At 64.9% G+C, this 23,890-nt stretch carries 18 protein-coding genes; 16 read left to right on the top strand and 2 right to left on the bottom strand.

Translation table 11 applies throughout. The features are described 5' to 3' along the window. The first annotated feature begins 24 nt into the window (after positions 1 to 24). From ACW4QM_RS05205 to ACW4QM_RS05170, 8 genes are all read left to right on the top strand, one after another. Positions 25 to 813: an AzlC family ABC transporter permease gene (locus tag ACW4QM_RS05205; RefSeq protein WP_455798247.1), complete on the top strand. Its 789-nt coding sequence runs from the start codon at positions 25 to 27 to the stop codon at positions 811 to 813. Next, positions 810 to 1,139: an AzlD domain-containing protein gene (locus tag ACW4QM_RS05200; RefSeq protein WP_117285282.1), complete on the top strand. Its 330-nt coding sequence runs from the start codon at positions 810 to 812 to the stop codon at positions 1,137 to 1,139. The genes ACW4QM_RS05205 and ACW4QM_RS05200 overlap by 4 nt, the downstream gene beginning before the upstream one ends. A 19-nt stretch (positions 1,140 to 1,158) precedes the next feature. Beyond that, complete coding sequence (locus tag ACW4QM_RS05195) at positions 1,159 to 2,964, top strand: ABC transporter ATP-binding protein (RefSeq protein ID WP_306506346.1); 1,806 nt, start codon at positions 1,159 to 1,161, stop codon at positions 2,962 to 2,964. Positions 2,965 to 3,068: 104 nt separating this feature from the next. Next, positions 3,069 to 4,868 carry an ABC transporter ATP-binding protein gene (locus tag ACW4QM_RS05190; protein WP_237418899.1) on the top strand — a complete coding sequence of 600 codons (1,800 nt, stop codon included), beginning with the start codon at positions 3,069 to 3,071 and terminating at the stop codon, positions 4,866 to 4,868. A 248-nt stretch (positions 4,869 to 5,116) separates the two neighbouring features. Beyond that, positions 5,117 to 5,974: an HAD family hydrolase gene (locus tag ACW4QM_RS05185; RefSeq protein ID WP_237418897.1), complete on the top strand. Its 858-nt coding sequence runs from the start codon at positions 5,117 to 5,119 to the stop codon at positions 5,972 to 5,974. Between the two features lie 216 nt (positions 5,975 to 6,190). Beyond that, entirely contained in the window at positions 6,191 to 7,621 is a 1,431-nt protein-coding gene (locus ACW4QM_RS05180) for an ATP-binding protein (RefSeq protein ID WP_161128068.1), read from the top strand. Positions 7,622 to 7,725: 104 nt separating this feature from the next. Further along, positions 7,726 to 8,619, top strand: coding sequence for an HhH-GPD family protein (locus tag ACW4QM_RS05175; RefSeq protein WP_306506347.1), 894 nt, complete (start codon positions 7,726 to 7,728; stop codon positions 8,617 to 8,619). 17 nt (positions 8,620 to 8,636) lie between these two features. Next, on the top strand, positions 8,637 to 9,278 hold the full coding sequence (locus ACW4QM_RS05170; RefSeq protein ID WP_022740101.1) for a manganese efflux pump MntP: 642 nt from the start codon (positions 8,637 to 8,639) through the stop codon (positions 9,276 to 9,278). A 330-nt stretch (positions 9,279 to 9,608) separates the two neighbouring features. Here ACW4QM_RS05170 and ACW4QM_RS05165 read toward each other — a convergent pair whose 3' ends face one another. Further along, positions 9,609 to 10,541 (bottom strand): DUF559 domain-containing protein, encoded by a 933-nt coding sequence (locus ACW4QM_RS05165; protein ID WP_161128419.1) that lies wholly within the window; start codon positions 10,539 to 10,541, stop codon positions 9,609 to 9,611. Between the two features lie 501 nt (positions 10,542 to 11,042). Here ACW4QM_RS05165 and pheA point away from each other — a divergent pair. The 8 genes from pheA (at position 11,043) to ACW4QM_RS05125 (ending at position 22,554) form a co-directional block, all read left to right on the top strand. Next, the gene (gene pheA, locus ACW4QM_RS05160) at positions 11,043 to 11,891 is read left to right on the top strand and encodes a prephenate dehydratase (RefSeq protein ID WP_114540044.1); all 849 of its coding nucleotides are present in this window, start codon (positions 11,043 to 11,045) and stop codon (positions 11,889 to 11,891) included. A 554-nt stretch (positions 11,892 to 12,445) separates the two neighbouring features. Beyond that, the gene (locus ACW4QM_RS05155; RefSeq protein ID WP_161128418.1) at positions 12,446 to 13,723 is read left to right on the top strand and encodes a hydrogenase small subunit; all 1,278 of its coding nucleotides are present in this window, start codon (positions 12,446 to 12,448) and stop codon (positions 13,721 to 13,723) included. Positions 13,724 to 13,740: 17 nt separating this feature from the next. Next, positions 13,741 to 15,414 (top strand): nickel-dependent hydrogenase large subunit, encoded by a 1,674-nt coding sequence (locus ACW4QM_RS05150; protein ID WP_022740096.1) that lies wholly within the window; start codon positions 13,741 to 13,743, stop codon positions 15,412 to 15,414. Between the two features lies 1 nt (position 15,415). After that, complete coding sequence (locus ACW4QM_RS05145) at positions 15,416 to 16,102, top strand: cytochrome b/b6 domain-containing protein (RefSeq protein WP_022740095.1); 687 nt, start codon at positions 15,416 to 15,418, stop codon at positions 16,100 to 16,102. A gap of 334 nt (positions 16,103 to 16,436) precedes the next feature. Then, complete coding sequence (locus ACW4QM_RS05140; RefSeq protein WP_418694197.1) at positions 16,437 to 19,088, top strand: YhgE/Pip domain-containing protein; 2,652 nt, start codon at positions 16,437 to 16,439, stop codon at positions 19,086 to 19,088. Beyond that, the gene (locus ACW4QM_RS05135; protein ID WP_161128416.1) at positions 19,081 to 21,273 is read left to right on the top strand and encodes a YhgE/Pip domain-containing protein; all 2,193 of its coding nucleotides are present in this window, start codon (positions 19,081 to 19,083) and stop codon (positions 21,271 to 21,273) included. The genes ACW4QM_RS05140 and ACW4QM_RS05135 overlap by 8 nt, the downstream gene beginning before the upstream one ends. Positions 21,274 to 21,606: 333 nt before the next feature. After that, positions 21,607 to 22,044 (top strand): viscotoxin-A3, encoded by a 438-nt coding sequence (locus ACW4QM_RS05130; RefSeq protein ID WP_161128455.1) that lies wholly within the window; start codon positions 21,607 to 21,609, stop codon positions 22,042 to 22,044. A 9-nt stretch (positions 22,045 to 22,053) separates the two neighbouring features. Continuing rightward, positions 22,054 to 22,554, top strand: a complete 501-nt coding sequence (locus ACW4QM_RS05125; RefSeq protein ID WP_161128456.1) for a hydrogenase maturation protease — start codon at positions 22,054 to 22,056, stop codon at positions 22,552 to 22,554. Positions 22,555 to 22,726: 172 nt separating this feature from the next. Here ACW4QM_RS05125 and ACW4QM_RS05120 read toward each other — a convergent pair whose 3' ends face one another. After that, on the bottom strand, positions 22,727 to 23,740 hold the full coding sequence (locus tag ACW4QM_RS05120; RefSeq protein WP_455798246.1) for a hypothetical protein: 1,014 nt from the start codon (positions 23,738 to 23,740) through the stop codon (positions 22,727 to 22,729). Positions 23,741 to 23,890 lie beyond the last annotated feature (150 nt).

Here is a 23,890-nt window from a genome sequence, read left to right as displayed (position 1 = left end):
TGCGAGTCGATTATCATAGGCGTCATGTTTTCTCGCGAGCACATACTTTCGGCGTTCTCCGCCGCCGTTCCCATCATGCTGGGCTATGTGGCCATTGGCCTTCCCTGCGGCATTTTGGGGAACACCATCGGGCTGAATCCCTTGCAGGTGGCGCTTCTGTCCATCCTTCTGTACTCGGGCGCCGGCCAGTTCATGATTCCCAACATGCTCCTCGCCGGCTCTTCGGTGGCGGCCATCACGGCGTCGGTGTCCCTCGTGAACACGCGCCAGATGCTCTACGCCGCCTCCTTCGCGCCCCAGTGCGCTGCAAGCCCCCGTTGGCTTGCGGCCCTGTTCGCCGCATCGGTGACTGACGAGTCCTACGGCGTGAACACGGCGCGCTTCGCCGAGGGCAACTGGTCGGTGGATCGGGCGCTCATGGTGAACCTGTTCTCCCAAAGCTCCTGGACGATCTCGAACATCGTGGGCTGCGCGGTGGGGGCGGCCGTCGACATCCCCGTGCCCATCGCCGCCTTCGCCATGACGGCCATCTTCATCTGCCTGCTCGTCACCCAGAAGTTCACCTCCGCCAATATCGTCGCCATGATTGTGGCGATGCTCGGCGTGTACCTGTGCAAGGCGCTCGGGCTTACCGGGCCGGCCATTCTCATCGGCGCTGTTGCCGGTGTCGTGTGCGCCCTGGCGTTCTCGGCGCTGTTCCCGCGCCGTCCCGTCACGGCAAGCGCTCCCGGTACTGATCCCGTAGGGGGCGACCTTGGTCGCCCCTCCTCGAGTGGGGACTCCTCGCCTGATGAGGGCGGTGAGCGCCGATGAGCTGGGAGCAGTTCTGGTTCGTTCTCATCGGGTGCGTGCTGGCCATGTGGGCCTGTCGCGTCATCCCGCTGTTTCTGCTGAAGGGCCGCGAGCTGCCCCCGCGCCTCGCCCAGGCCCTCGGCTTCATCCCGCCCGCGGCGTTCGCGGCGCTTGTGGCCAACGACCTTCTGAACCCCGGCATGTTCGACGCGGGCGTGTGGCCGGCGGCCATCCCGCTCGTGGCCGCTGTGGCATCGGCGCTCGTGGCCGTGAAGACCAAGTCGCTTCTGTGGACCGCCGTGGCTGGCGTGGCCGTTTACGCGGCGCTCGCCTTCTTCGCTGTGTAGGGGAGGGGCAGCCTTGGGCGTGATCCGGTTTCTCGGGCAGCACAAGGGGGCGGTGGCGCTCGTTATGCTGCTTCTGCTCCTGAAGGCCGGTTGCGAGCTGGCCATCCCGGTGCTCACCTCGCAGATCGTCGATGTGGGCATCGCCCAGTCGGGCGTGGAGGATCTCGACGTTCTTGCGGGCTACAAGGCGGCCGGCGTCGATCTGTTCCCCATTCAGATGGCCTATCTCCTGCGCATCGGCGGCCTCATGCTGCTCGCCGCCGCCGGCTCCATGGTGCTCGATGTGGCCGCCGGCTTCGTGTCGGCCCGCACCGGCGCCAAGATCGGCCGCGACTTGCGCCGGCGCCTGTTCGCGCGGGTGGTGGCCTTCTCCGATGCCGAGATCAACCAGTTCTCGGCGGCCTCGCTCATCACGCGCGGCACCAACGATGTCACCCTCATCCAGAACGTGTGCACCATGGTGATGCGCATGGTGCTCTACGCCCCCATCCTCGCCATCGGCGGCGTGGTCATGGTCATGGTCACCAACCCCCAGTTGGGGTGGATCGTCGTGCTCGCCGTGGCCATGGTCTTCGCGGTCATCGCCGTTCTGTTCCGCTTCACGCTGCCGCGGTTCAAAATCATGCAGACGCTCATCGATCGCGTGAACCTCGTGGCTCGCGAGATGCTGAACGGCCTGTCGGTGGTGCGCGCCTTCAACCGCGAGGGCTTCGAGGAGAACCGCTTCGACGCCGCCTCGCGCAAGCTGCGTGATACCCAGCTGTTCACCAACCGCGCCATGGCCTTCATGATGCCCACCATGATGCTTGTGATGAACCTCACCTCGGTGGCCATCGTGTGGTTCGGCGCTCAGGGCGTGGCCGCGGACACGATGCAGACCGGCGATCTCATCGCGTTCATCACCTACGCCATGGTCATCATCATGGGCTGCCTCATCATGGGGATGGTGTCCATCATGCTGCCCCGCGCCGACGTGGCCGCCCAGCGCCTGAGCGAGGTGCTCGCGACCGAGCCCACCGTCCGCGATCCCGAGGCGCCGACTCGCGTGCGATCCGATGCCGCAGCGGGCGCGCGCATCACTTTCGACGACGTCTCCTTCCGCTACACCGACGACGGCGACCCGGCGCTCTCCCATGTGTCGTTTACGGCCGAGCCCGGCACCACGCTGGCCATCGTAGGCCCCACCGGTTCGGGCAAATCCACCATCGTGAAGCTCATCGAGCGCTTCTACGACCCGACGGAGGGCTCCGTCACCCTCGACGGCGCCGATCTGCGCGCGCTTTCCCAGGCCGACCTGCGGGCGTGCTTCGGCTATGTGCCCCAGAAGGCCTTCCTGTTCGAGGGCACGGTGGAAAGCAACATCGCCTACGGAGACGAGAGCGCCGACGAGGCGGCCATCCGCGGCGCCCTTGAGGTGGCCTGCGCCCTGGATTTCGTGGAAGCGCGCGAGGGAGGCCTTTCCGCTCCCATTGCCCAGGGAGGCGACAACGTCTCCGGCGGCCAGCGCCAGCGGCTTTCCATGGCCCGCGCCCTCGTGCGGCGGCCGCGCGCCTACCTGTTCGACGACTGCTTCTCGGCGCTCGACTACGCCACGGACGCCCGCGTGCGCGCCGCGCTGCCCGCCTGGGCCGCCGGTTCCACCGTGATCCTCGTGGCCCAGCGCATCTCCACGGTGCTTGCGGCCGATCGCATCGTGGTGCTCGACGAGGGGCGCGTCGCCGGCGTGGGCACCCATGCCGAGCTTATGGAGAGTTGCCCCGAGTACCGCGAAATCGCCCTGTCGCAGCTTTCCGAGGAAGAACTTGCCGAAGGGGGTGCGCGATGAGCGGGCATCCCTCCTTCATTCCCAAGGCCGGCAGCGGCTCTCGGCGGAGCCCCGGCGGCCACGGCCACGGGCACGGCCCCGGCGGCCATGGCCCGGCGGCCCGCATGATGGGCGGCGAGAAGGCGCTGGCCTTCGGCCCCACCATGAAGCGGATGCTCGCCTTCATGGGGCAGTTCAAGGGCCGGCTTCTGCTCGTGCTCCTGTTCGCCATCGCTTCCACCGCGTTTTCCATCGTGGGGCCCAAGGTGCTCTCCGAGGCCACCACGGTGCTCTTCGACGGCGCTGTGGCCTCCGCAGCCGGCACCGGCTCGATCGATTTCGACGCCATCGGCCGCATCCTTCTGGCGACGTTGGCCCTGTACCTGCTGTCGGCGGCGTGCTCGTGGGTGCAGTCCTGGGTCATGAGCTACATCTCGCAGCAGACGTGCTACCGGCTGCGCGACGCCATTGCGAAAAAGATCGACCGTGTGCCCTTCGGATATTTCGAGAAGACCTCCACCGGCGACACCCTCTCGCGCATCACCAACGACGTGGACACCCTGGGCCAGAGCCTCAACCAGGGCATCACCCAGGCCATCACGTCGGCAGTCACGGTGGTGGGCGTGCTTGTCATGATGCTCTCCATCAACTGGATCATGACGCTCGTGGCCCTGGTCATGGTGCCGGTCTCCATGGCGCTCGTGGCGGTGGTGGTGAGGCTCTCCCAGAAGCACTTCGTGGCCCAGCAGCGCCTGCTCGGCGTGCTGAACGGCCGCGTGGAGGAGACGTTCTCGGGCCATGCCGTCGTGCGCGCCTTCGGGCGGGAGGACGAGACCGTGCGCGCCTACGAGGCCGACAACGAGGCGCTGTACAACGCCGGCTGGAAGGCGCAGTTTCTCTCGGGCCTCATGATGCCGGTGCTCGGGTTCGTGGGGAATCTGGGGTACGTGGCCGTCGCCGTCACCGGGGCGTTCTTCGCCGTGGCAGGCACCATCACCGTGGGCGACATCCAGGCCTTCGTCCAGTACGTGAAAAACTTCACGCAGCCCATCACCCAGCTGGCCCAGATCTCCAACGTGCTGCAGTCCCTGGCCGCGGCGGCCGAGCGCATCTTCGCCTTCCTCGATCTGCCCGAGGTGCCGAAAGAGGCCTCCGCCGTGGATCCCGCGGCGCTTTCCACCGACGTGGAATTCGACGGCGTGCGCTTTGGCTACACGCCCGATGCGCCCGTCATCCGCAACTTCTCCGCTCGCGTGGCTGCCGGGCAAACCGTGGCCATCGTCGGCCCCACGGGCGCCGGCAAGACCACCATGGTGAAGCTGCTCATGCGCTTCTACGACGTGGACGCGGGCGCCATCCGCATCGGCGGCGCCGACATCCGCGAGCTTTCCCGCCCCGATGTGCGGAATCTGTTTGCCATGGTGCTGCAGGATACGTGGCTGTTCTCCGGCACCGTGCGCGAGAACATCCGCTACGGGCGGCTTAATGCCACCGATGGGGACGTGGAAGCGGCCGCGCGCGAGGCCTGCGCTGACCATTTCATCCGCATGCTGTCCGGCGGTTACGACTTCGAGATCAACGAGGACGCGAGCAACTTGAGCCAGGGCCAACGCCAGCTCATCACCATCGCCCGGGCTCTTCTGGCCGACCGCCGCATGCTCATTCTGGACGAGGCCACCTCCTCGGTGGACACGCGCACCGAGCTGCGCATCCAAGAGGCCATGGACCGGCTCATGGCGGGACGCACGTCCTTCGTCATCGCGCATAGGCTCTCCACCATCCGTGCGGCCGATCTCATCTTGGTTATGCGCGACGGCGACATCGTGGAGCAGGGCAGCCACGAGGAGCTGCTCGCCGCGGGCGGCTTCTACGCCGAGCTGTACAACTCCCAATTCGCCTCCTGCAACGACCGCTTCGAGGAGTAGCCTCTCTTTCCTCCCGTAATCTCTTCGTAGACGCCGGCCCATCCGTAGGGGCAGACCTTGGTCTGCCCTCCTCAAGCGAGGCCACCGCACCTGAACAGGAACGATCAAGGTCGCCTCTTGCGGGAACAGGCGCGAAGCTGTTCTTCGGCGAGGCGGCTCCATTCCTTCAATTCCGTAAAAGTTTCCTGCAGAAACGTCGCAGGACGGGCGGGGTCGTGCCGGGTCGGCTATCATAGGCGAGGCAAATTTTGACGAACCTGACCGCACAGCTGGAGGACGAGCGAGTGATTATGCCCCAGGCGAGCACCTATGTGAGAATTCCCGACGACGCGGCTTTTCGCGGCGAGACCGGGCCACTTCCCGCCGGGGTGCGCCGCGTGACCCCCGACGCCTTGGGCGCCATCCGACTCATGGACGGGCCGATTGCGCGCAACGCTGAGGGAAAAGTCCAGGTGGCGGCCTTCGATTTCGACGGCACGTGCATCCAGGGCAACTCGCCGGTCATGCTCGTCCGCTACCTGGTGCGCCGGCGCATGCTGTCACCCTCGGTGGTGGCCCGCATTCTCAGCTGGGCCTTCGCCTACAAGACGCGCCTGCCCCAGAACGAGGCATGGGTGCGGGGGCTGGTGTTTCGCGCGTTCGCGGGGCGGCCGGTCGCGGAGGTGAACGGGTTTCTGCGCGACTTCTACGACCAGGTTATCGACTGGCGTTTCCGCGCCGATGCCGAGGCCGAGATGACGGCCCACGAGGAGGCGGGGCATGCCGTGGTGTGCGTGTCGGCCACCTTCGAGCCCATCATCGCCGCGGCCATGGAGCGCCGCCCCATCCAGTACGCCATCGCCACGCGCATGAGGGTCGACTTCCAGGGCAACTACACCGACGAGGTGGAGGGCGAGCCCATCGAGGGCCCCGAGAAGGTGGTGGTGCTCCGTCGCCTGTGCGACGAGCTGTTCGGCGCGGACGGCTGGGAGCTCGCCTGGGCCTACGGCGACCATCATTCCGATAGGGCCATGCTGGCCGCTGCGAAGAGCGCCTACGCGGTCACGCCGGATCGGCCCCTTACGCGCACGGCCAACGCCCAGGGCTACGATATTTTGGAATGGTAGGGCGCGCGAGGATAGTTGCGAAGTGGCGATGGCAGCGGTCGCGCGGCGGCAGCGGCGGCGGCGCGCGGTAGCAGGGCGCAATGGTGGCGCGGCGGCCGATAAATTTTCTCCCGCGAAATACGAAAATATTCTTGGCAATCGTACTTATGTACGATAAAATGGCGGCAGAACACGATCGGGGCCCTGAAAGCCCCCAGCATTTGAGAGGTAACGGCCATGTTAGAGAATATCAACACATCCCCTAATTCCCGCGACGACGGCGCGGGCACTCCGGAAAACTACCTGTCCCGCGCGGTGGCCGCCTGCGAGGCCGGCGACGCGCGCCTCGGGCTCCATCTGTACCTGGCCGCCTTCGAGCAGGCCGCCGAGCAAAGCGACGCCCCCTCCGAGGACGCTATCATGGGTCTCAAGCAGGCATGGCGCGTGGCCTGCTCCACCAAGGAGCGCGCTCTGGCCGAGTACATTTTCGAGCGGCTCGAGCCCTACCTGTCCGATGACGAGGTGCAGGCCTGCGTGGAGCAGCTGCAGGTGCTCGCCATGGAGCGCCTCGAGGGCATCGGTCTTTCCGGCGATGATCTCATGGAAATGACGGAGGCCCTTTCCGGCGACTTCATGGAAATGGTGGGGCCGATGATGGCCGCCGCCGTTCACGGCGAGGACGCGGCCATGGCCCAGGCCGAGGCGCTGGCAGCGCCGTCGGGGGCCGCTCCGGCGGGAGAGGAGGCCTCCCAGTCCGTCGATATCTTCTCCTACGACAGCATCTCCGGCTACGGCGCCGCCGTGGCGCGCATGCGCTCTTTGGGCGTGGGCCTGGCCGGCACTCCCGAGTTCGACGATTTCGTCGCGATGCTGAACTCCCGCCACGGGCTGGACGCCATGCCAGTCGTCGACAGCCTTCTGTTCTGCTCGCCGGCCCGGGAGGATGCGAGCCGCTTCATGCTGGCCACGGTGGGGGAGCTGGGACTACCGGCTATCCGCATGCGCATGGAGGAGACCTTCCAAGGCGTGCCCATGCTCTGCGTCAGCGCCCAGGCCACCGATGCCGAGAAGCTCGCTAGCCTGCGCCACGGCTTTGCGGGCCCGGGCATCCTGGTGCTGGAGGATCTCGATCTGTGGGGAGCGCCGGTCATCGATGCCGCCGACGACATGGCGGGCTTCTTCATGGCCGCCATGTCCCGGGGTGCGCGCGAGGCGGTGAACCTCATCCGCCAGGCAGTGGAGAACCCCGACGTCTACGTGCTGGCCTCCGCTTCGTCGCTCGAGGCCATCGATCCGTTCTTCGCGGAGCTTCTGTTCCCCCTCACCTGCGTCGATATCGACTATCCCACCGCTGAGGAGCGCGCCGACATTTGGATGGATATCGCCCGCGACCACCCCTCCATCCGATCGGTGGGCCGCGACGAGCTGGTGCGCCTTTCGGCGAACCTGCCGCGCTACGACATCTACATGGCGGCCCGCGAGGCCATCGAGGAAGCCTACAAGCAGGGCCTTGTGGAACGCCGCTACATCCCGGTGTCCCGCGAGAACCTCTTCGACAAGCTCGCCGCCTACCAGCCGCTCGATTCCGCCGAGTACGCCGAGCTCGAGCGCCTCGTCGTCTCCGACTTCTCCGCCTCCTTGGGCGATTTGAACGACTTGGTGGGATAGCCGGTGGTTATTTGCCGAATTGAACGGGCGGGCGCGAACCCGCCCGTTTTCTGTCGGGAGCTCTGCTTCCGTGTGAAGACGACCGATGAAGGAGGACGGGATCTGTGGTTCGCCGTGAGAATGCAGAACCGATAGATTGGCCCTGCGAGGGGCCGGCCCTCGATGACTTTGTGACCTCGATGCTCGCCAGGGGAGACGAGCTGTACCGCGATTTGCCTTGGCGCCATGTGGACGATCCTTACGCGGTGCTCGTCTCGGAGATCATGCTGCAGCAGACCCAGGTGGCGCGCGTCGGTCGCTTCTGGGAACGGTTCCTGTCGGCGTTTCCCACGGTGGATGCCCTGGCGTCCGCCGCGGTGCCCGATGTGCTCGAGCTGTGGCAGGGCCTCGGCTACAACCGCCGCGCCCTGGCGCTTAAGCGTACGGCCGATACCTGTGCCGCCGAGGGGGCCGGCCGCCTTCCGGAAACCTACGAGGGGATGCTGGCGCTGCCCGGCATCGGTCCGGCTACGGCGGCGGGGGTGGTGGCCTTCGCCTATCAGCGGCCGGCCGTCTATCTGGAGACCAACGTGCGCTCGGTGTTTTTGCACGAGCTCTTTCCCGAAGAGGAGGCCGTAAGCGACAAGGTGCTTTTGCCCCTGGTTGAGGCCGCCGCCTTCCATCCCGCCGCCGCAGCCGATCCGCGCCGCTGGTACTACGGGCTGCTCGACTACGGCGCTCACCTGAAGGCCACGGTGCCGAACCCCTCTCGGCGCAGTGCGGGCCACAGCCGCCAGTCGGCTTTCGAGGGCTCGCGCCGTCAGAAGCGGGCCTGGATCATCCGCCGCGTGCTCGCCGCTCCCGAGGGCGTTTCCCGCGCGGCCGTGCTCGCCGACCTGAACACGGCTGAGCTCGCTGCCGGTCGTCCCGAGGTGGAGCCTCCGCTCTTCGATTCCATCGTCGCCGATCTCCTCGCCGAGGGCTTCTTCCGCGAGGAAAACGATACGTTGACCCCCTGAGGGAGAAAGGGTTCGCTGTGGGTTTCATCGAGTTGTTCCTGACGGGCGTCGGGCTTTCCATGGACGCGTTCGCCGTGGCCATCTGCAAAGGCCTCGGCATGCGGAAGATACGTTGGCGCGATGCGCTGGTGATCGCCCTGTTCTTCGGGGGCTTTCAGGCGCTCATGCCGCTTATCGGTTGGGCCGCAGGCTCGCTGTTCGCCAGCACCATCACCGCCGTCGATCACTGGATTGCTTTCGGGCTTCTCGCCTTCATCGGCGGCAAGATGCTCTGGGACGCCTTCCACGAGGAGGACTCCCCGTGCGTGTGCGGGCGTGATTGCGCGACGTGCCAACGCCGCGGAGGCGCCGATTGCGACGATCCCGAGGCGGCGCGGCAGGCGCCGATCGCCCCGCCCCTCGATTATCGCGAGCTTGTCATGCTCGCCATCGCCACGAGCATCGATGCCTTGGCTGTGGGCATCACGTTTGCCTTCCTCGGAGTGAACATTTGGGTCGCCATCGCGATCATCGGTGTCACCACTTTCGCGCTGTCGCTTGTCGGCGTAGTGGTCGGCAACCAGTTCGGCTCGCGTTTCGAGAAGCCCGCCACCATCGCCGGCGGCATCGTCCTCATCCTCATCGGCCTGAAAATCCTCATCGAGCACCTCGCCGGCTAACGCGTCCCTGCGTGCCGCGTCCCTAGCCGACCGGTGCGCTCTCGCAGCCGTCCGATCCCCGCAGTCGCCCAATTGCCCTCACCAGCCGACGCGTCCGATCCTGCACTTTTTAAAATCCGCAGGTGAATGCCGCTTCGACTCCGAAATGGTCGACTTGCTGAGGGGAAATCCCTCGAAAATGCCACTTTAACCTAGAAATGGCCAGAAAGATAGGAGGGGGATGAGCCATTTCGGGGTCGAAGTGGCATCTACCTGCCATGTTTCCGATACGTACCCGCTTGCATTCGTTCTCGGCGATTGACGCGATGCATACTTGTCGAATTCCGAAACTTACCTCCAGAACTCCGCAATCGAATCGGGTGCAAGAAGCAACCTGCGAAGCTGCATTCGGCTATCTCGGCAATGCGCCGTCTCCGGACGGCTTCGCACGCCAAGTTCACGGCGGACGTTATCTGCGAATTGGGAAAACAGTGCGGCGGAAGAAACGATGGAACGATTGGCGATCATGACGCGATAGCCGATGGACTCGAGATCGTTACGCCTCCGGGCGTCATGCTCTGTCTTTTTCGGCGTGCTGTGGTGCTTGAAGCTGTCGTATTCGACGATGAGCTGCTTGTCGGGCCAGAATAAATCCGGGTAGAAATTGTGCTGGGCGACAAGGTGCGCTTCGCGGGACTTGGGCGCGATCGGTTGGTTGGCAACGGGCTTGGGGAGGCCGTAGCCTCCAAGCTTGCGGGGCAGGCAGAGAAACAGGTAGAGAATGGTCTCATAGGGGGAGCCTAGGTGGTCGATGGCGAGATCGATGGCCCTGAGCGCCTTCGATGCTCCACGAATTTGTTGATGAGCGTGAAGGAACGCACGCATCTCTCGCAACGATGTGAGCGGTACTGCCGAGGTGACAACGTCTTCGGGTTTGGAGGCGAAGCGGTAGTTGCCGCTCAGGGCGCATGCGAGCTCAGTGAGTTGCGCGAGAGGCAGCTCGCCGGCGAACTGCGCCAGGCACATTGCCGGTGAAACTGTGGCAAGCTTAGGGGCAATTCCCCATACCGTGCCTTTGTTGCCGAGTTGGCGATCGATGTGGGAAACGCAGCGCAAGACGCGGCAGCGCTCGGATGGAGACCCGACGGCAATGTGAAGCGGTTCGGTGAAGAAGCTTCCTCGATTCAGCCAGAAATCAACGTCCTTCGCCGCAACGCCGACGGCGCCCTTCTTGGACTTGAGCGTCCGGTCGTAGCATGTGGGCGCAGCATTGGTTTCGGCCATATGTGACCATAGTTCAAGGGAGCTTTTATGTGCTAGCGTGCATTCCATGAGCCCACGATACCAGGTCTCAATTCCGTGTCAATACGATTTGAAATAATGTGCAAAACTCTTGGTAAATCGGGAATTTAACAAGACATCAATGCGGTTTCAACGCGAATTTGGCGAGAATGAGAGTAGACGAGATGACGAAAGAGTGGAAAGTCGTTTCGAGATGGTGGATAACGTACCCTGAAGGATGCTTTGCCGGAAAAGCATCCCGGAAACGCTTTGTTGATGCTGTCGTGTTCGCCCAAGGCTCAGCAACCGAAGAGCACGTGAAAGAGATCGGAACGGGGCTGTTTCAAAGCCGTTCGGGCGCCGACGCGCTATGATGATCGCAGACAACACGCGACGTCGCGTTCTGGCATGCAGCATCGCGAGCGACGTGCGACGCGGCTCGCGATTAGTGGCGCAGTGATTGGCGCGCGACATCGCAAATGACGCACAACAGATTGGTTTAACATGAGCTACGAGAACTCCATCGCTTTTTTGGGTCCTGCCGGAACGTACTGCAACGAAGCGGCTTTGCGTTTCGCCGCCCGTCTCGGCATCGACGACCCCGATCTGGTGGAGTGCGCTTCTTTCGACGAGGTTTTCGATTGCGTCGACGATGGGACGGTGCGCTTCGGCGTCGTCGGCAAGGAGAATTCGCTGGAAGGTCCCGTCACGGCGACGCTCGACAACTTCGCCTTCCGCACCGACTCGGTTATCCTGGCCGAGGAGGTGATCGATGTGCGCCATTGTCTGGCGATGCATCCCGAGGCCGCTCGATCCGACATTCGCAGGATCGCCTCCCATCCGCAGGGCATCGCGCAGTGCCGCCGCTTTCTGGCGGAGCATTTTAAGGGCGTTTCAACGCTTTCCGTGGCCTCAACGGCCGAAAGCGCGCGGATGGCGGCCGGCGATCCTGCCACGGCGGGTATCTGCAACCCCCTTGCCGCTCGGTTGCACGGCGCGCGCGTGGTCGCGGAGTCGATACAGGACAACCCCGAGAACCAGACCGCTTTCGCATTGGTGGGTCGCCTGGTCGATGCCGAGCTTTTGCGGGGTTCGCGCTACAAGACGTCGCTGGCGCTCTTTTTGCGCGCGGACAAGCCCGGTGCCCTACAGATGATTCTTTCCGAATTCGCCTACGCGGGCATCAACCTGACGATGCTGCAGTCGCGTCCGACAAAAAAGCAGCTGGGAGATTACATGTTCTTCGTTGAGCTTGACGGGTCAATGCATGATATCGACGTTCAGACTGCCCTCGATTGCCTGCGGCTGAAGTTGCGTGAGGTTAAGGTGTTCGGTAGCTATCCGGTGGAGTAGCGGCCGTTCCCTGCTCTCTGTTTCGAGCAAGTGGTCGGTAGATGCCACTTCGACCCCGAAATGGACGGGAGCCCACCTTCCTTTTTGGCCATTTCTAGGTCGAAGTGGCATTTTCGCGTGCTTTTTCTTTGGCCCGTCGACCATTTCTGGGTCGAAGTGGCATCTACGCGGCAAATACCGAAGACGAGAGAGCGGGCGACCCGCGATTCTTTCGTGCGGCAAAGCGGAGTTGCGGCTGAGGGCGCTATCGCAAGCGGCATGTGTTGGTCGCGCAGTCGTCTGCCGCCGCTGGCGAATTCGGGCATGCAAGGGGATTGCGGCCGACAGCTCGCCAGGGCCGCGCGAGCAGGGCCTTCCCGCCGACGGCGCAAATCGGGCGCGAACGGCGCGGCGCCGAAAATGCCTTGTTACCAGCAGGGGAGCGCGTAACATTTTCTCGCCGCTGGTAGATGATTTGACCGTTTGTGACCCATTGTGCAGCTTTTGTGGCGATCGAACGGATAATCTAACCCCTGCATGTAAGAGAGACGAGACACCTATAAGGAGGTGTACGCATGGAAAATCAGGCAACGATGTCAGACTTTGACAGCATCCTTGCCTCGCGTGGCGTTACCCGTCGCAGCTTCATGAAGCTGTGCGCCGGCATCGCCGCCGCAGCCGGGCTCTCCCAGCTCGCGGTTCCGCGCGTGGCGCAAGCTCTGGAAGAGTCTGTTATCGGCGCGACGTCCGGCAACCTGTATCCGGTCATCTGGATCGAGGGTGCTTCCTGCACCGGTTGCACGGAGTCCTTCGCCCAGGTGGAGACTCCCGATGTCGCATCGGTCGTGCTCGACATGATCTCCCTGAACTACTCGGAGACCCTGTCGGCCGCCGCTGGCCACTCCATGGAGGAGGCCAAGGCCCAGACCATCGCGGCAGGCAACTACATTCTCATCTACGAGGGCGCCGTGCTCGAGGCCTTCGACGGCAACGCTCTGCGCGTGGCCGGCGAGACCGGCATCACGGCCCTTGTGGAGGCTGCCGAGTCGGCCAACGCCGTTGTGGCGGTCGGCTCCTGCGCCGTGAACGGCGGCTGGATGGCCGCTGCCCCCAACCCGGCCCAGGCCCTTGGCGTCCAGCAGTACCTGAAGAAGGTCGGCGTCGCCACGCCGGTCGTCAACGTTCCGGGCTGCCCCGTGAACCCCGAGTGGGTCATGTCCGTGCTCGTGGACGTCGTGGTCATGAAGGACATGGGCCTGCTGGTGAACCGTCTGAACGAGTTCAACATGCCGGGCGATCTGTTCAACCAGACCATCCATGACAACTGCGAGCGTCGCGGCCACTTCGAGAATGGCGAGTTCGTCTACGAATTCGGCTCGAAGGAAGAGGAGATGGGCTACTGCCTGTATCCCGTCGGCTGCAAGGGCCCGCAGACCCGTGCCCTGTGCGGCGTCACGCTGTGGAACAACCGCCGCAGCTGGTGCGTGCAGTCCGGCGCCCCCTGCATCGGCTGCTGCGAGGCCAACCCGAACAACCCGGGCGACAACTGGGCCGAGGTGAACACCCCGTTCTACAAGCGCATGCGCGACCTGCGCATCGGTCCTCTGAGCCTGCAGCCCACCACCATCGCCGTGACCATCACCGGCATCGTGGCGGCGGCGCTCGTGGTGCACGGCTTCGGCATGAAGCTCTCCGGCCGCATGGACGGCGGCGCTCCGTTCGAGAAGATCCGCAAGTGGGATGCCAAGCATCCCGACCAGGAGATCGGCACCTACGCCGACCCGGTCGCCGGCGGCCCGGTTCTCGACGACGAGCTGCTGCAGAAGAACGCCGAACCCCGTAACAACGATTAAGAAGGAGGTGAGCTGACTTGACACGTTCTGTTATTGATCCCATTACCCGTATCGAGGGCCATCTCCGCGTCGAGATGGAGGTCGAGAACGGCGTGGTCGCCGACGCCTGGGTGTCCGGCGGCTGCTTCCGCGGCATGGAGCTCGTCGTGCAGAACCGCACCCCCGAGGATGCGGCCCAAATCGTCGAGCGTATCTGCGGCGTGTGCCCCGTTTCGCACGCGCATGCCTCCTCGATCGCCGGTGACAAGGCCTACGGCATCACCATTTCGAACAACGCCCGTATCGTGCGTAACCTGCTGGAGGGCGCTCAGTTCCTGCACAGCCATATCCTGTGGCTGTACAACCTGGCGGCTCTCGATTACGTGAACCCGCTGAATGCGCTTCAGGCCAACGTCGACGACGCCTACGCTGTGGCCCTGGAGAACGGCCTGGCGCTGCACTCCGACCTCAACCAGCTCTACGAGAAGCTGGCGGCCTTTGCCGACAACGGCCAGCTGTCCATCTTCTCGGGCAACTGGTTCGATGCCGACGGCGGCGAGGCCTACGTCGACAACCCTGAGGCGAACCTGATCCTCACCTCCCATTACCTGGAGGCCCTGAAGATGCAGGCCCGCTCCTCCGAGATGGCGGCGCTGCTCGGCGGCAAGATGCCCCACGTCATGACCTCCATTCCCGGCGGCAACATGTGGGTGCCCACCGAGAGCAAGCTCGACGATCTGCTCGCCATGGCCACCGAGGTCCGCGACTGGGTCAACGACACCGTTCTCGCCGACACCGTGATGCTCGCCAAGCTCTATCCCGAGGTGCTCACCTTCGGCAAGGGCTGCGGCCGCTACATCGCCTGGGGCGTCTTCGAAGGCCCCGACTGGCCCTACGGCGACAACTACACCGAGCAGATGCTCAACCGCTACCTGCCCATGGCCGTCCTGGACGAGCAGTTCCAGGCGTCGGACGTGCAGGAGAACCTCATCACCGAGTACATGGGCCGCTCCTGGTACAAGGGCAGCGAGACCTACACCTCGCCGTACTTCGTCACCGATCCGGACTTCACCGAGTACAACGTCGACGACCGCTACAGCTGGGTGAAGGCCCCCGCCTACGACGGCAAGCCCATGGAGGCCGGCTCCATGGCCCGCATCTTCGCGGCCTACGTGCGCGGCGTGCCCTTCATCAAGGAGCAGGTCGACGCCGTTCTCGGCATCCTCGGCGCCAAGCCGGGCGACCTGGCCGCCTTCCAGTCCACCCTGGGACGCACCGCCATCCGCCAGATCGAGACCATCTACATCGCCAACCTCATGGTGGAATGGGTCAACGAGCTCGCCGAGGCCATCAAGGGCGGCGACTCCGAGTACTTCCGCGAGCCTGCCCGCCTCACCGGCGAGGGCACGGGCTTCTGGGAGGCCCCCCGCGGCGCGCTCTACCACTCCGAGAAGGTGGTTGACGGCAAGATCGAGGGCTACCAGATCATCATCCCGTCCACGTGGAACCTGGCTCCCATCAACGGCGACGGCGAGCACGGCCCGCTCGAGCAGGCGCTCATCGGCGTTCCGGTGGCCGACATCGAGAAGCCCATCAACGCCCTGCGCACGGTTCACTCCTTCGACCCCTGCACCGCTTGCGCCGTGCACGTCACGGAGCGCGGTACCGGCAAGCACTTCGAGACCGTCACCAGCCCTTGGGGGGTGAAGTAAGATGGCCCATCTCGCTCACTACAAAGAGGCCCATCCTCTTATCTTCGTGGTGACCCACTGGATCAACCTGATCGCCATGATCATGCTCATCCTGTCGGGCATCATCATCCACTTCCCGGTGCTGCCGTTCCTCACGGGCATCGCCCGCGGCTGCCATCTGTTCTTCGGTTTCGTGCTGTTCATCAACTGTGTGGCCCGCGTCATCATGGCCTTCTTCGTGAAGACCGCGCCGACCGGCGGCACGCGCCAGCAGGTGACCGACTTCAAGACCTGGCTGCCCCAGAAGGACAACCGTCATCAGGCCCTGGAGTGGATCAAGTACTACCTGTTCCTGAAGAAGGATCATCCCCTGGGCGCCAAGCTCGGCGTGCCGCAGAAGATCAGCTACCTCTTGATCCCGATCCTCATCGTGCTGATGTTCTGGACGGGGCTCTGCCTGTGGGGCGTGACCATGAACGTTCCCGCGTTCGCCGCGACGACGAACCTCGTGGGCGGTCTCATGTCCATGCGCATCATCCACTACTTCGGCATGTACGTGTTCATCATCTTCATGTTCATCCATATCTACCTGGCCAATGTTGAGGGCTTCGCCCCCACCAAGCTCATGTTCATCCGCAAGGAGCATGGCGGCCTGGTGTACGACCCCGACCTGCACAACATCGTTGGGGAGGACGCCGACCTCCACTAAGGGTCGCGCGCGCCGAAGTCGAAAGGGCGGTCTCGCAAGGGGCCGCCCTTTTTGTTGCGCGTCTCCCGGGGAGGAGCCGTCGGGTATTCTGATTCGCTCAAACAGTCCTCGCTGGTATCGAAGGCGACGAGATTGCCCCATTCCGTTCCCACTGCGCCTTCGATACCATCTGCGGAACTCGCTCGGTCAGAACACCCGACGTCTCCTCTGGGCTCTCACGTGCTTGACCAAACGTTCCGAACCGTCAACAAGAGGAAGCAAACTTGCCGGGGTTGCGTTATGATTATCGGCAACTCTGTTCACTTACCGACTGCAGGCGGAAAGGACCCGTTTCGTGCGGAATGTTCTGAAGATACTCAAGCGCGATCTTCTGCGTCTTTTGAAAACGCCGCAGGCGCTCGTGGTCGTGTTCGCCCTCATGGTGATTCCCTCGCTGTACACCTGGTACAACGTCGTCGGGTTCTGGAACCCCTACGACAACACCGGCAACCTCACGGTCTGCGTGGTGAACCAGGATGCGGGCGGTTCCTCCGAGCTCACCGGCGAGCTGAACGTGGGGGAGCGCATCGTGGACCAGCTGCATGAGAACAACCAGCTGCACTGGGAATTCACCGACTACGACGCGGCCATGAACGAGCTGAAGGGCGGACGCGCCTACGCGGCCTATGTCATTCCCGAGCATTTCACCGCCGATCTGCTCACCATCACCACCGGAAGTTTCACGCAGCCCAAGATCGAGTACTACGTGAACGAGAAATCGGGCCCGGTGGCGCCCAAGATCACCGACACGGGCGCCACAACCTTGGACGAGACCATCAACTCCACCTTCGTCGCCACCGTAAGCGACGTGGTCGTCAAGACCATCGACGAGAAGGTGAACGAGGGGCGTGAGAGCACCAAGGAGATGCAGTCGAAGGCCGCGCAGAAGATATCGGAGGCCGTCGCCGCCACCGGCGAGGTGCGCCGCGTGCTCGCCGATTTGGGGGATGCGTCGAAGGCGGCCAAGGACAAGGCCGCCTCGGCCAAAGAGACGCTCTCCAAAGCGAGCGCCGGCATCGACGCGGCCGATGAGTCCTTGGGCCAGATGGGGGAGACCGCGACGACCATGCAGAAGACCTTGAGCGACTTCTCCGCCTTCGTGCTGCCGGCCGTCACCGCCGGCCTCGACGACATCACCCAGGCGTCGAACGACGCCACCTCGGCCGCCGCGCGCCTCACCGCCGCCTTCGGCGAGGCCCAGGGAGGCATCCAGGCGGCGCTGGCCCAGGGAGGCGCCGCCGTGCAGGAGAGCGGCCAGCTGGCGTCCTCCGTGCGCGCGGCGGCGGCCTCCCTTCCCTCCGGCAGCAGCGAGCGCGCCGCCCTGGAGGCTCTGGCCGACTCCCTGGACGAGCGGACCCGGGCGGCCTCGACGGCCCTGGACGCGCTGACGGTCGCCAACGACCGCGCGCAGTCCTCGGCGGCCGCGCTCTCCGACGCGGCATCGGCCCTCGATGGCGCGGTGCGCCAGGCGACCAGCGGCGCGTCGGCCTATTCCACGACGTTGTTCGGCACCACGCTACCCGCCGTGAACGACGCGCTGGACGCGCTGGCCGAAACTTCGTCGGCCCTTTCCGGGGCCCTTGAGACCCAGCGGCTCCTCGTGGCCCAGACCGGGCTCGTCATCGACCAGCTGGACGCCACCATGGACACGGCCGCCTCAACGGTGGCCGAGACCGACCGGCTCTTCGCCGGCCTGGAAAGCGAGCTGGGCATCGTCTACAACGACGTGCTCGCCTTCGGCACCTCCGACGCGCTTTCCCGGCTCGTAGGCGAGGGCGGTCTTGACGCCGACAAGATCGCGGCGTTTATGGCGTCGCCCACCGAGGTGGTCACCGAGCAGCTCTATCCGCTGAACGCCTACGGCAGCGCCATGGCGCCCTTGTTCATGAACCTCACGTTCTGGATCGGCGCCTTCATGCTGCTCGTCATCATGCGCCAGGAGGCGGACGGCGAGGGCATCCCCGGCCTGACCCTGGCCCAGCGCTATTGGGGCCGGTATTTGTTCCTTGCGGCCATCGCCGTGATGCAGGCGGTCATCTGCTGTGTCGGGGTGCTCGCGCTCGGCGTGCAAACCGTCTCGGCGCCGGCGCTCATCTTCGCCGCGGCGCTGGCGTCGCTTGCCTACCTCTCCATCATCTACGCCTTCTCCGTCACGCTGCAGCATATCGGCAAGGGCATCTGCGTCGTTCTCGTGTTCGCCCAGATCCCCGGTGCCACGGGCCTCTATCCGATCGAGATGACCTCGCCGTTCTTCCAATCCATCTACCCGCTGTTCCCCTTCACCTACGGCATCGGGGCCATGCGCGAGGCCATCTGCGGCTTCTACGGCGGCCAGTACGTCTCCGACCTGCTCGTGCTCGCGCTGTTCCTCGTGCTGTTCATGGCGCTCGGGCTCCTCATCCGCCCGCTCATGGCGAACGTGAACCGCATGGTGGCCCGCCAGGTGCGCGACGGCGGCCTGTTCAACGGCGAGGACGTCGATATCCCCGTGCGCCCCTACCGCATCTCCCAGATCATGCGGGCGCTCTCCGACAAGGACACCTACGCCACGGCCCTGCAGCAGCGCTACGCGACGTTCAACCGCTGGTACCCGCGGCTCATGAAGGGCGCGCTCGTTTTGGGCGTGGCGGTGCCGGTGGTCCTTGCGGTCATCTTCGCCCTGACGCCGACCGAGAAGGTGTGGCTGCTCACGGGCTGGCTCATTTGGATCATCGTCATTTTCGTGGCGCTCGTGGTCATCGAGAGCCTGCGCTTCAGCTTCGAGCGGCAGCTGAAGCTGGAGAGCCTCTCCGACGCGAGCCTGATCGACCTGTACGGCGCCACGGCGGACGTGGAGCGGGCCGCCTGCATGGATGCGCGCGACGCGGGCTTCGGCGATCGAGAGCGCGCGTGCGCTCGCGATGCCGCGCGCGACGGTGCGGAAGGGGAGGAGGCCCGTCATGAATAACGTCTGGCGCCTGTTCCGCTTCGATCTGGGCCGCTTGAAGGCCAACGTCATGTCCATCATCATCACGCTGGGCCTCGTTCTCGTGCCCTCGCTGTTCGCCTGGTACAACATCATCGCCTGCTGGAACGTCTTCGACAACACGGGCAACCTCACGGTGGCCGTGGCCAACACCGACGAGGGCTACCAGAGCGACCTCATCCCGCTGCGCATCAACATCGGCGACCAGGTGGTCTCCGCCCTGCGGGCCAACGACCAGATCGATTGGCACATCACCGACGAGGAGGACGCCATCGACGGCGCGAAGTCGGGGCGCTACTACGCCGCCGTGGTGATCCCGAAGAGCTTCAGCCGCGACATGCTCACCTTCTACACGGGCGACGCGGGCCACGCCGATATCGTCTACTACGCCAACGAGAAGAAGAGCGCCATCGCGCCGAAGATCACCGATCAGGGAGCCGACACGGTGTCCTATCAGGTGAATGCCGTGTTCGCCCAGACGCTCTCCGAGGTGTCGCTCTCGCTGGCCGAATCGCTTTCCAGCTTCGCCGACGAGGACGACTGGGACGGCCGCATCGCGGTGGTGGCCGATCATGTGCGCGAGATGGCCGATGCCTTCGACGACGCGTCCGGGGTGCTTTCGCTCTACGGCTCGCTCGCTCGCTCCTGCGAGGATCTCTCGCGCCATTCGGCCGACCTGGCCACCCAGGCCTCCACGGCTCTGGACGAGACGCTGTCCGCCGCGACGGGGCGGGCCGACGCGGTGCCGGCCACGGTGGACGCTCTGAAGAGCTCGGCGGATACGCTCAAGAGCTCGCTGGCCGACAGCGCCGCCGCCTTCGGGGCGGTATCCGATTCCGTCGACGCACTGTTCGATGCGGCTTCCGGGGACAGTCAGGGCATTGCCAAGGATCTGCGCGCCCAGGCCGATGCGCTTGCGTCCCATGCGACGGTGTACCGCCAGGTGGCCGACAGCTTGGAAGGCGCCGCCCCGTCGCTGCCCGAGAGCCTCCGGCCCCAAGTGACCGCCCTGGCCGGCCGTGCGAGAGCGGTGGCGTCCCAGGCGGATTCCATGGCCGCGAGCCTGCGGACGGCCGCCGATAAGCTGGAGGCGGGCGACACCGATCTTTCCGCCGAGCGCGATGCCGCCAAGGCCAAGGCGGCCGAGGCCGCCGCCTCCATCAATTCCATCAAGGACGATTACGAGGCGAATGTGGCGCCGGGGCTCGCCTCGCTGGCAGAGCAGGCCGCCTCCATGGCCGATGCGCTCTCCGGCGTTTCCGACGACCTGAAGGGCGTCGGCGGCGAGCTGTCCGCCTCGGCCACCTCGGCGGCCGATGTCATGGCCGGCACCGCCGACAAGATAGCCGAGACCACCGAGAAGCTCAAGGGCGTCTCCTCGGGGCTGCGGGAGATGGCCTCCGATATCGACGGCGCCATCGCCTCGGGCGACCGCGACGCCCTGCGCGCCGTGCTCGGCTCCGATGTATCGGCCCTTTCGAAGGCGCTGTCCGCGCCCGTCGGCGTCGAGCGCATCCCGGTGTTCCCCGTGGAGAACTTCGGCAGCGCCATGGCCCCCCTTTACACGACGCTGGCCCTGTTCATCGGGTCGCTGCTCATCCTCGTGGTGTTCAAGCCGAAGGCGGGCCTACGCATCCAGAAGGAGGCGGGGCTTGTGAATCCGAAGCCGCGGCAGCTGTTCTTCGGTCGCTTCGCCGTCATGGCCGTGGTGTCGCTGGCCCAGTCGACGGTCATGGCGCTGGGCAATTTGTTCTTCCTCGATGTGCAGGTGACCTCGCCATGGCTGTTCATGGTGTGTTTCTGGGGCGCGGGACTTGTGTTCACCTTCATCATCTACGCGCTGGTGGTGTCCTTCGCCAACCTCGGCAAGGCCATCGCCGTGCTTCTGCTCATCGTGCAGGTGACCGGCTGCGGCGGCTCGTTCCCGCTGCAGATCATGCCCGATTTCGTGCAGGTCCTCTCGCCGTGGCTTCCCGCCACCCACGTGGTGAACGCCATGCGAAGCGCCATGATGGGCACCTACGGCAACGACTTCTGGGTGCAGATGGGCACGCTCGCCCTGTTCCTCATCCCGGCGGCGCTTTTGGGCCTCGTGCTTCGCAAGCCCCTGGAGAAGTTCATGGAATGGTACGTGGAAAAGGTGGAGAGCTCGAAGCTCATCAGCTAGCGCGCGCTGCGCGACCGTATCCGACCCCCATCCCCCATGCTTCCCTTTTTGGCAGTGAATGCCACTTTGACCCCGAAATGGCAAGCCAAATGCCAGTTGAAGGGCGAAATGGTCGAAAAAACTCTGGTATGTTGCCGAAAAATCGACCATTTCGGGGTTGAAGTGGCATTTATCCCCGAAAATTGGAAAACGAGAATCGAGATGGTCTTGTTGAATGAAACTGGGACCTGGATGGGACGTCCTGCCAATGATAGGGCGGGGTTGGAAATAACGGCGAGCACACGAAGGGGCCACCCGACGTGCCGCCGATCAAAGAGAGGAAAGATAGGCGACATGGGCGAGCCATTGACCGACGAGCAGATTGCTGAAGAGGAGAAGTTTCTCGCGGGGCTGCCCCGGGTGAACCTGGGGGCGCTGTTTTTGGCACCCGTGTGGGGGCCGGCCCATGGGATGTGGGCGGCGTTCCTCTTCTTCGTCGCGTGGCTGTTCGCGGACAACGTGATTTACGCGGCCACGGTGGAGCCGACAGCGATGAACGTGGTGCTGGCCATTCTCATGGCCGCGGGGCTGGTGGGCGCAACCGCGGTGTTCGCCATCGTGGCGCAGCCTTTCGCGGCGCATCGGGCCGAGAACATGGGGGTGAGTCGCGAGACCTACCTGCGGCGGCAGCGCATCTGGGCCGTTGTTGGCGCGATCATCGCCGTGGCCATCGTGGCGTTTGCCACCTGGTACAACTTGGATCTGCGCCCGACGCTGGATACCTGGGCCTAAGGAGAAGGCATGGAAGCGAGCGAGCGCACGGCGGCGGTGTTCTTCGTCGGGAACCGACTCATGCTGGACGATGGCGTGGGGCCGGCGGCCTACGACGAGATACTTGCCGGCTATGACATCCCCGAGAACGTGACGCTGGTGGACGTCGGCTGCATGTCGCTGGACATGCTGCCCTACGTGGAACGTTGCGACCTTATCCTCACGGTGGACGCCGTGGACGGCACGGGCGACGCGCCGGGCACCGTGTACCGGTTTGAGCCGGATGCCATGGCGCGCCATTTCGGCCCCGAGGCGTCGCTGCACGATTTGAAGCTCGTCGACCTGTTCGACGCCGCATCGCTCATGGGCTACGAGGCCGAGGGCTTCTGCCTGGGCATGCAGGTGGGCAACCCCTCCCCGGAGCAGTTTGTCGTGGGCCTCACCCCCGAATGCTCCGCTGCGCTGCCTTTGCTAGTTGAAACCGTCGTGGCCGAGCTGCACCGCCGCGGGTTCCCTCTGCGAAAGAAATAAGAAGAAGCGACCGAAGTCGCTTTCTGCGAAGGGGTTTTTGCCAGAAGATCCCGTAGGGGCTGGCCTTGGCCAGCCCTTCCAACCGGAATGAAGCCTCCTGCTGCGAAGGGGCGACCGAGGTCGCCCCCTACGGGTTCGATACTGAGCGGTTCCCGCCCTCTGCGCGTCGCTTTTACTGACGCATATCCACGTAGCCCAGGGCCAGGTCGGATTCGTCGAAGCTGGCATAGGTGCCATCTCCGGACAGGTTCAGCAGCAGTTTGTCCAGCTCATCGGCGGGCACGATCCAGGCGAGCTGCACCGTGGCCGCCTCGCCGGGCGTGGCGCCCACGGCGTGCAGGGCGCTCATCTCTTCAGCGCTAGCATCAAGCTTGAACTCTGCGGTTTCGGTCTCCTCGCCGGCGCCCCTCGCCTGGGCGATCTCCTCGGACCAGGCGCGGAGGGTCCCGTCGCTGCCAGGGATGACCTTGGTGCCTGTGGGAATAAGGCACGCGGCCTCGGCGATGCGGGTCAGCTCGTCGGAGGTGAGCGAGTCGGTCCACAGCCACAGGACGCGCTGCTCGTCGGGGAAGACGAGGTACATGTCCAGGCTGTGATCGCCCTGGGCGATGCCCGGCTTCTCGAAGACGACGCCCTCGGCGCCGTTCACGGACACCGGGGTGGCGCCGGTCGTGAACGACACGGGCAGAGGCTCGCTGGAATCTAGATAGAACAAGAAGGCGGAGAAGCCCTTCTCGTGGTCGGCCCAGTCGTATTTGGCGAGGTGGTTGTCGCGGTCGAAGGCGGCCGCCCCCTCGGGCAGGTTCGCGAACTCCAGGCGGTAGTCGGCCACGGGGCCCGTCGCCGGTGCGGCGACCTCGCCGGCATCCACGGCCATCAAAGTCTGGTAGTCGCCGGATTGCTGCAGGTTGATGAGCCCCAGGGCGTCGGCGGCGTAGGCGGTGCCTCCCACGCCCAGGCACACGGCGCAGGCCACGGCGGCCGCCCGGGCCCAGCGCGGCACAAGCACCGGCGCCGGGCGACGGCGGCTCGTAGAGGGCGCGGGGCTGCGGGCGGCGGCCTCCTGGGCGATGGCGGCGAAGGCGTCATCCATGGCCGCCTCGGCTTCAGGCGTCGGTCGCGCATCGCCCACAATGGCGCGGATGCTGCGATCAAGATTGTCGTTGGTCGTGTCGGTTCCTCTCATCGTGCCACGAATTCGGAAGGCGTGTGTAGCGCCCGCGCAGCAGGTAGGCGGCCGCGAAGCTGCTTCGCTTTCGCACGGTGGCATCGAAGGGTCGTAGGTGAAAAGGGATTGCGGTTCGGAGGAGGCGTCCTCGTCGGCTTCCGGGGTGAT

The organism is Adlercreutzia sp. CNCM I-6207, assembly GCF_977072305.1.
Note: the sequence above shows the minus strand (reverse complement) of the source record. Positions and strands in the feature narration are given on the sequence as shown.

What these genes read in the sequence shown, in the direction of transcription:
- ACW4QM_RS05190 (WP_237418899.1), top strand. Translation starts at nt 3,069, where the DNA reads ATGATGGGCGGCGAGAAGGCGCTGGCCTTCGGCCCCACCATGAAGCGG.
- ACW4QM_RS05125 (WP_161128456.1), top strand. Translation starts at nt 22,054, where the DNA reads ATGGAAGCGAGCGAGCGCACGGCGGCGGTGTTCTTCGTCGGGAACCGA.
- ACW4QM_RS05135 (WP_161128416.1), top strand. Translation starts at nt 19,081, where the DNA reads ATGAATAACGTCTGGCGCCTGTTCCGCTTCGATCTGGGCCGCTTGAAG.
- ACW4QM_RS05155 (WP_161128418.1), top strand. Translation starts at nt 12,446, where the DNA reads ATGGAAAATCAGGCAACGATGTCAGACTTTGACAGCATCCTTGCCTCG.
- ACW4QM_RS05120 (WP_455798246.1), bottom strand. Translation starts at nt 23,740, where the DNA reads ATGAGAGGAACCGACACGACCAACGACAATCTTGATCGCAGCATCCGC.
- ACW4QM_RS05130 (WP_161128455.1), top strand. Translation starts at nt 21,607, where the DNA reads ATGGGCGAGCCATTGACCGACGAGCAGATTGCTGAAGAGGAGAAGTTT.
- ACW4QM_RS05205 (WP_455798247.1), top strand. Translation starts at nt 25, where the DNA reads ATGTTTTCTCGCGAGCACATACTTTCGGCGTTCTCCGCCGCCGTTCCC.
- ACW4QM_RS05180 (WP_161128068.1), top strand. Translation starts at nt 6,191, where the DNA reads ATGTTAGAGAATATCAACACATCCCCTAATTCCCGCGACGACGGCGCG.
- ACW4QM_RS05200 (WP_117285282.1), top strand. Translation starts at nt 810, where the DNA reads ATGAGCTGGGAGCAGTTCTGGTTCGTTCTCATCGGGTGCGTGCTGGCC.
- ACW4QM_RS05165 (WP_161128419.1), bottom strand. Translation starts at nt 10,541, where the DNA reads ATGGCCGAAACCAATGCTGCGCCCACATGCTACGACCGGACGCTCAAG.
- ACW4QM_RS05145 (WP_022740095.1), top strand. Translation starts at nt 15,416, where the DNA reads ATGGCCCATCTCGCTCACTACAAAGAGGCCCATCCTCTTATCTTCGTG.
- pheA (WP_114540044.1), top strand. Translation starts at nt 11,043, where the DNA reads ATGAGCTACGAGAACTCCATCGCTTTTTTGGGTCCTGCCGGAACGTAC.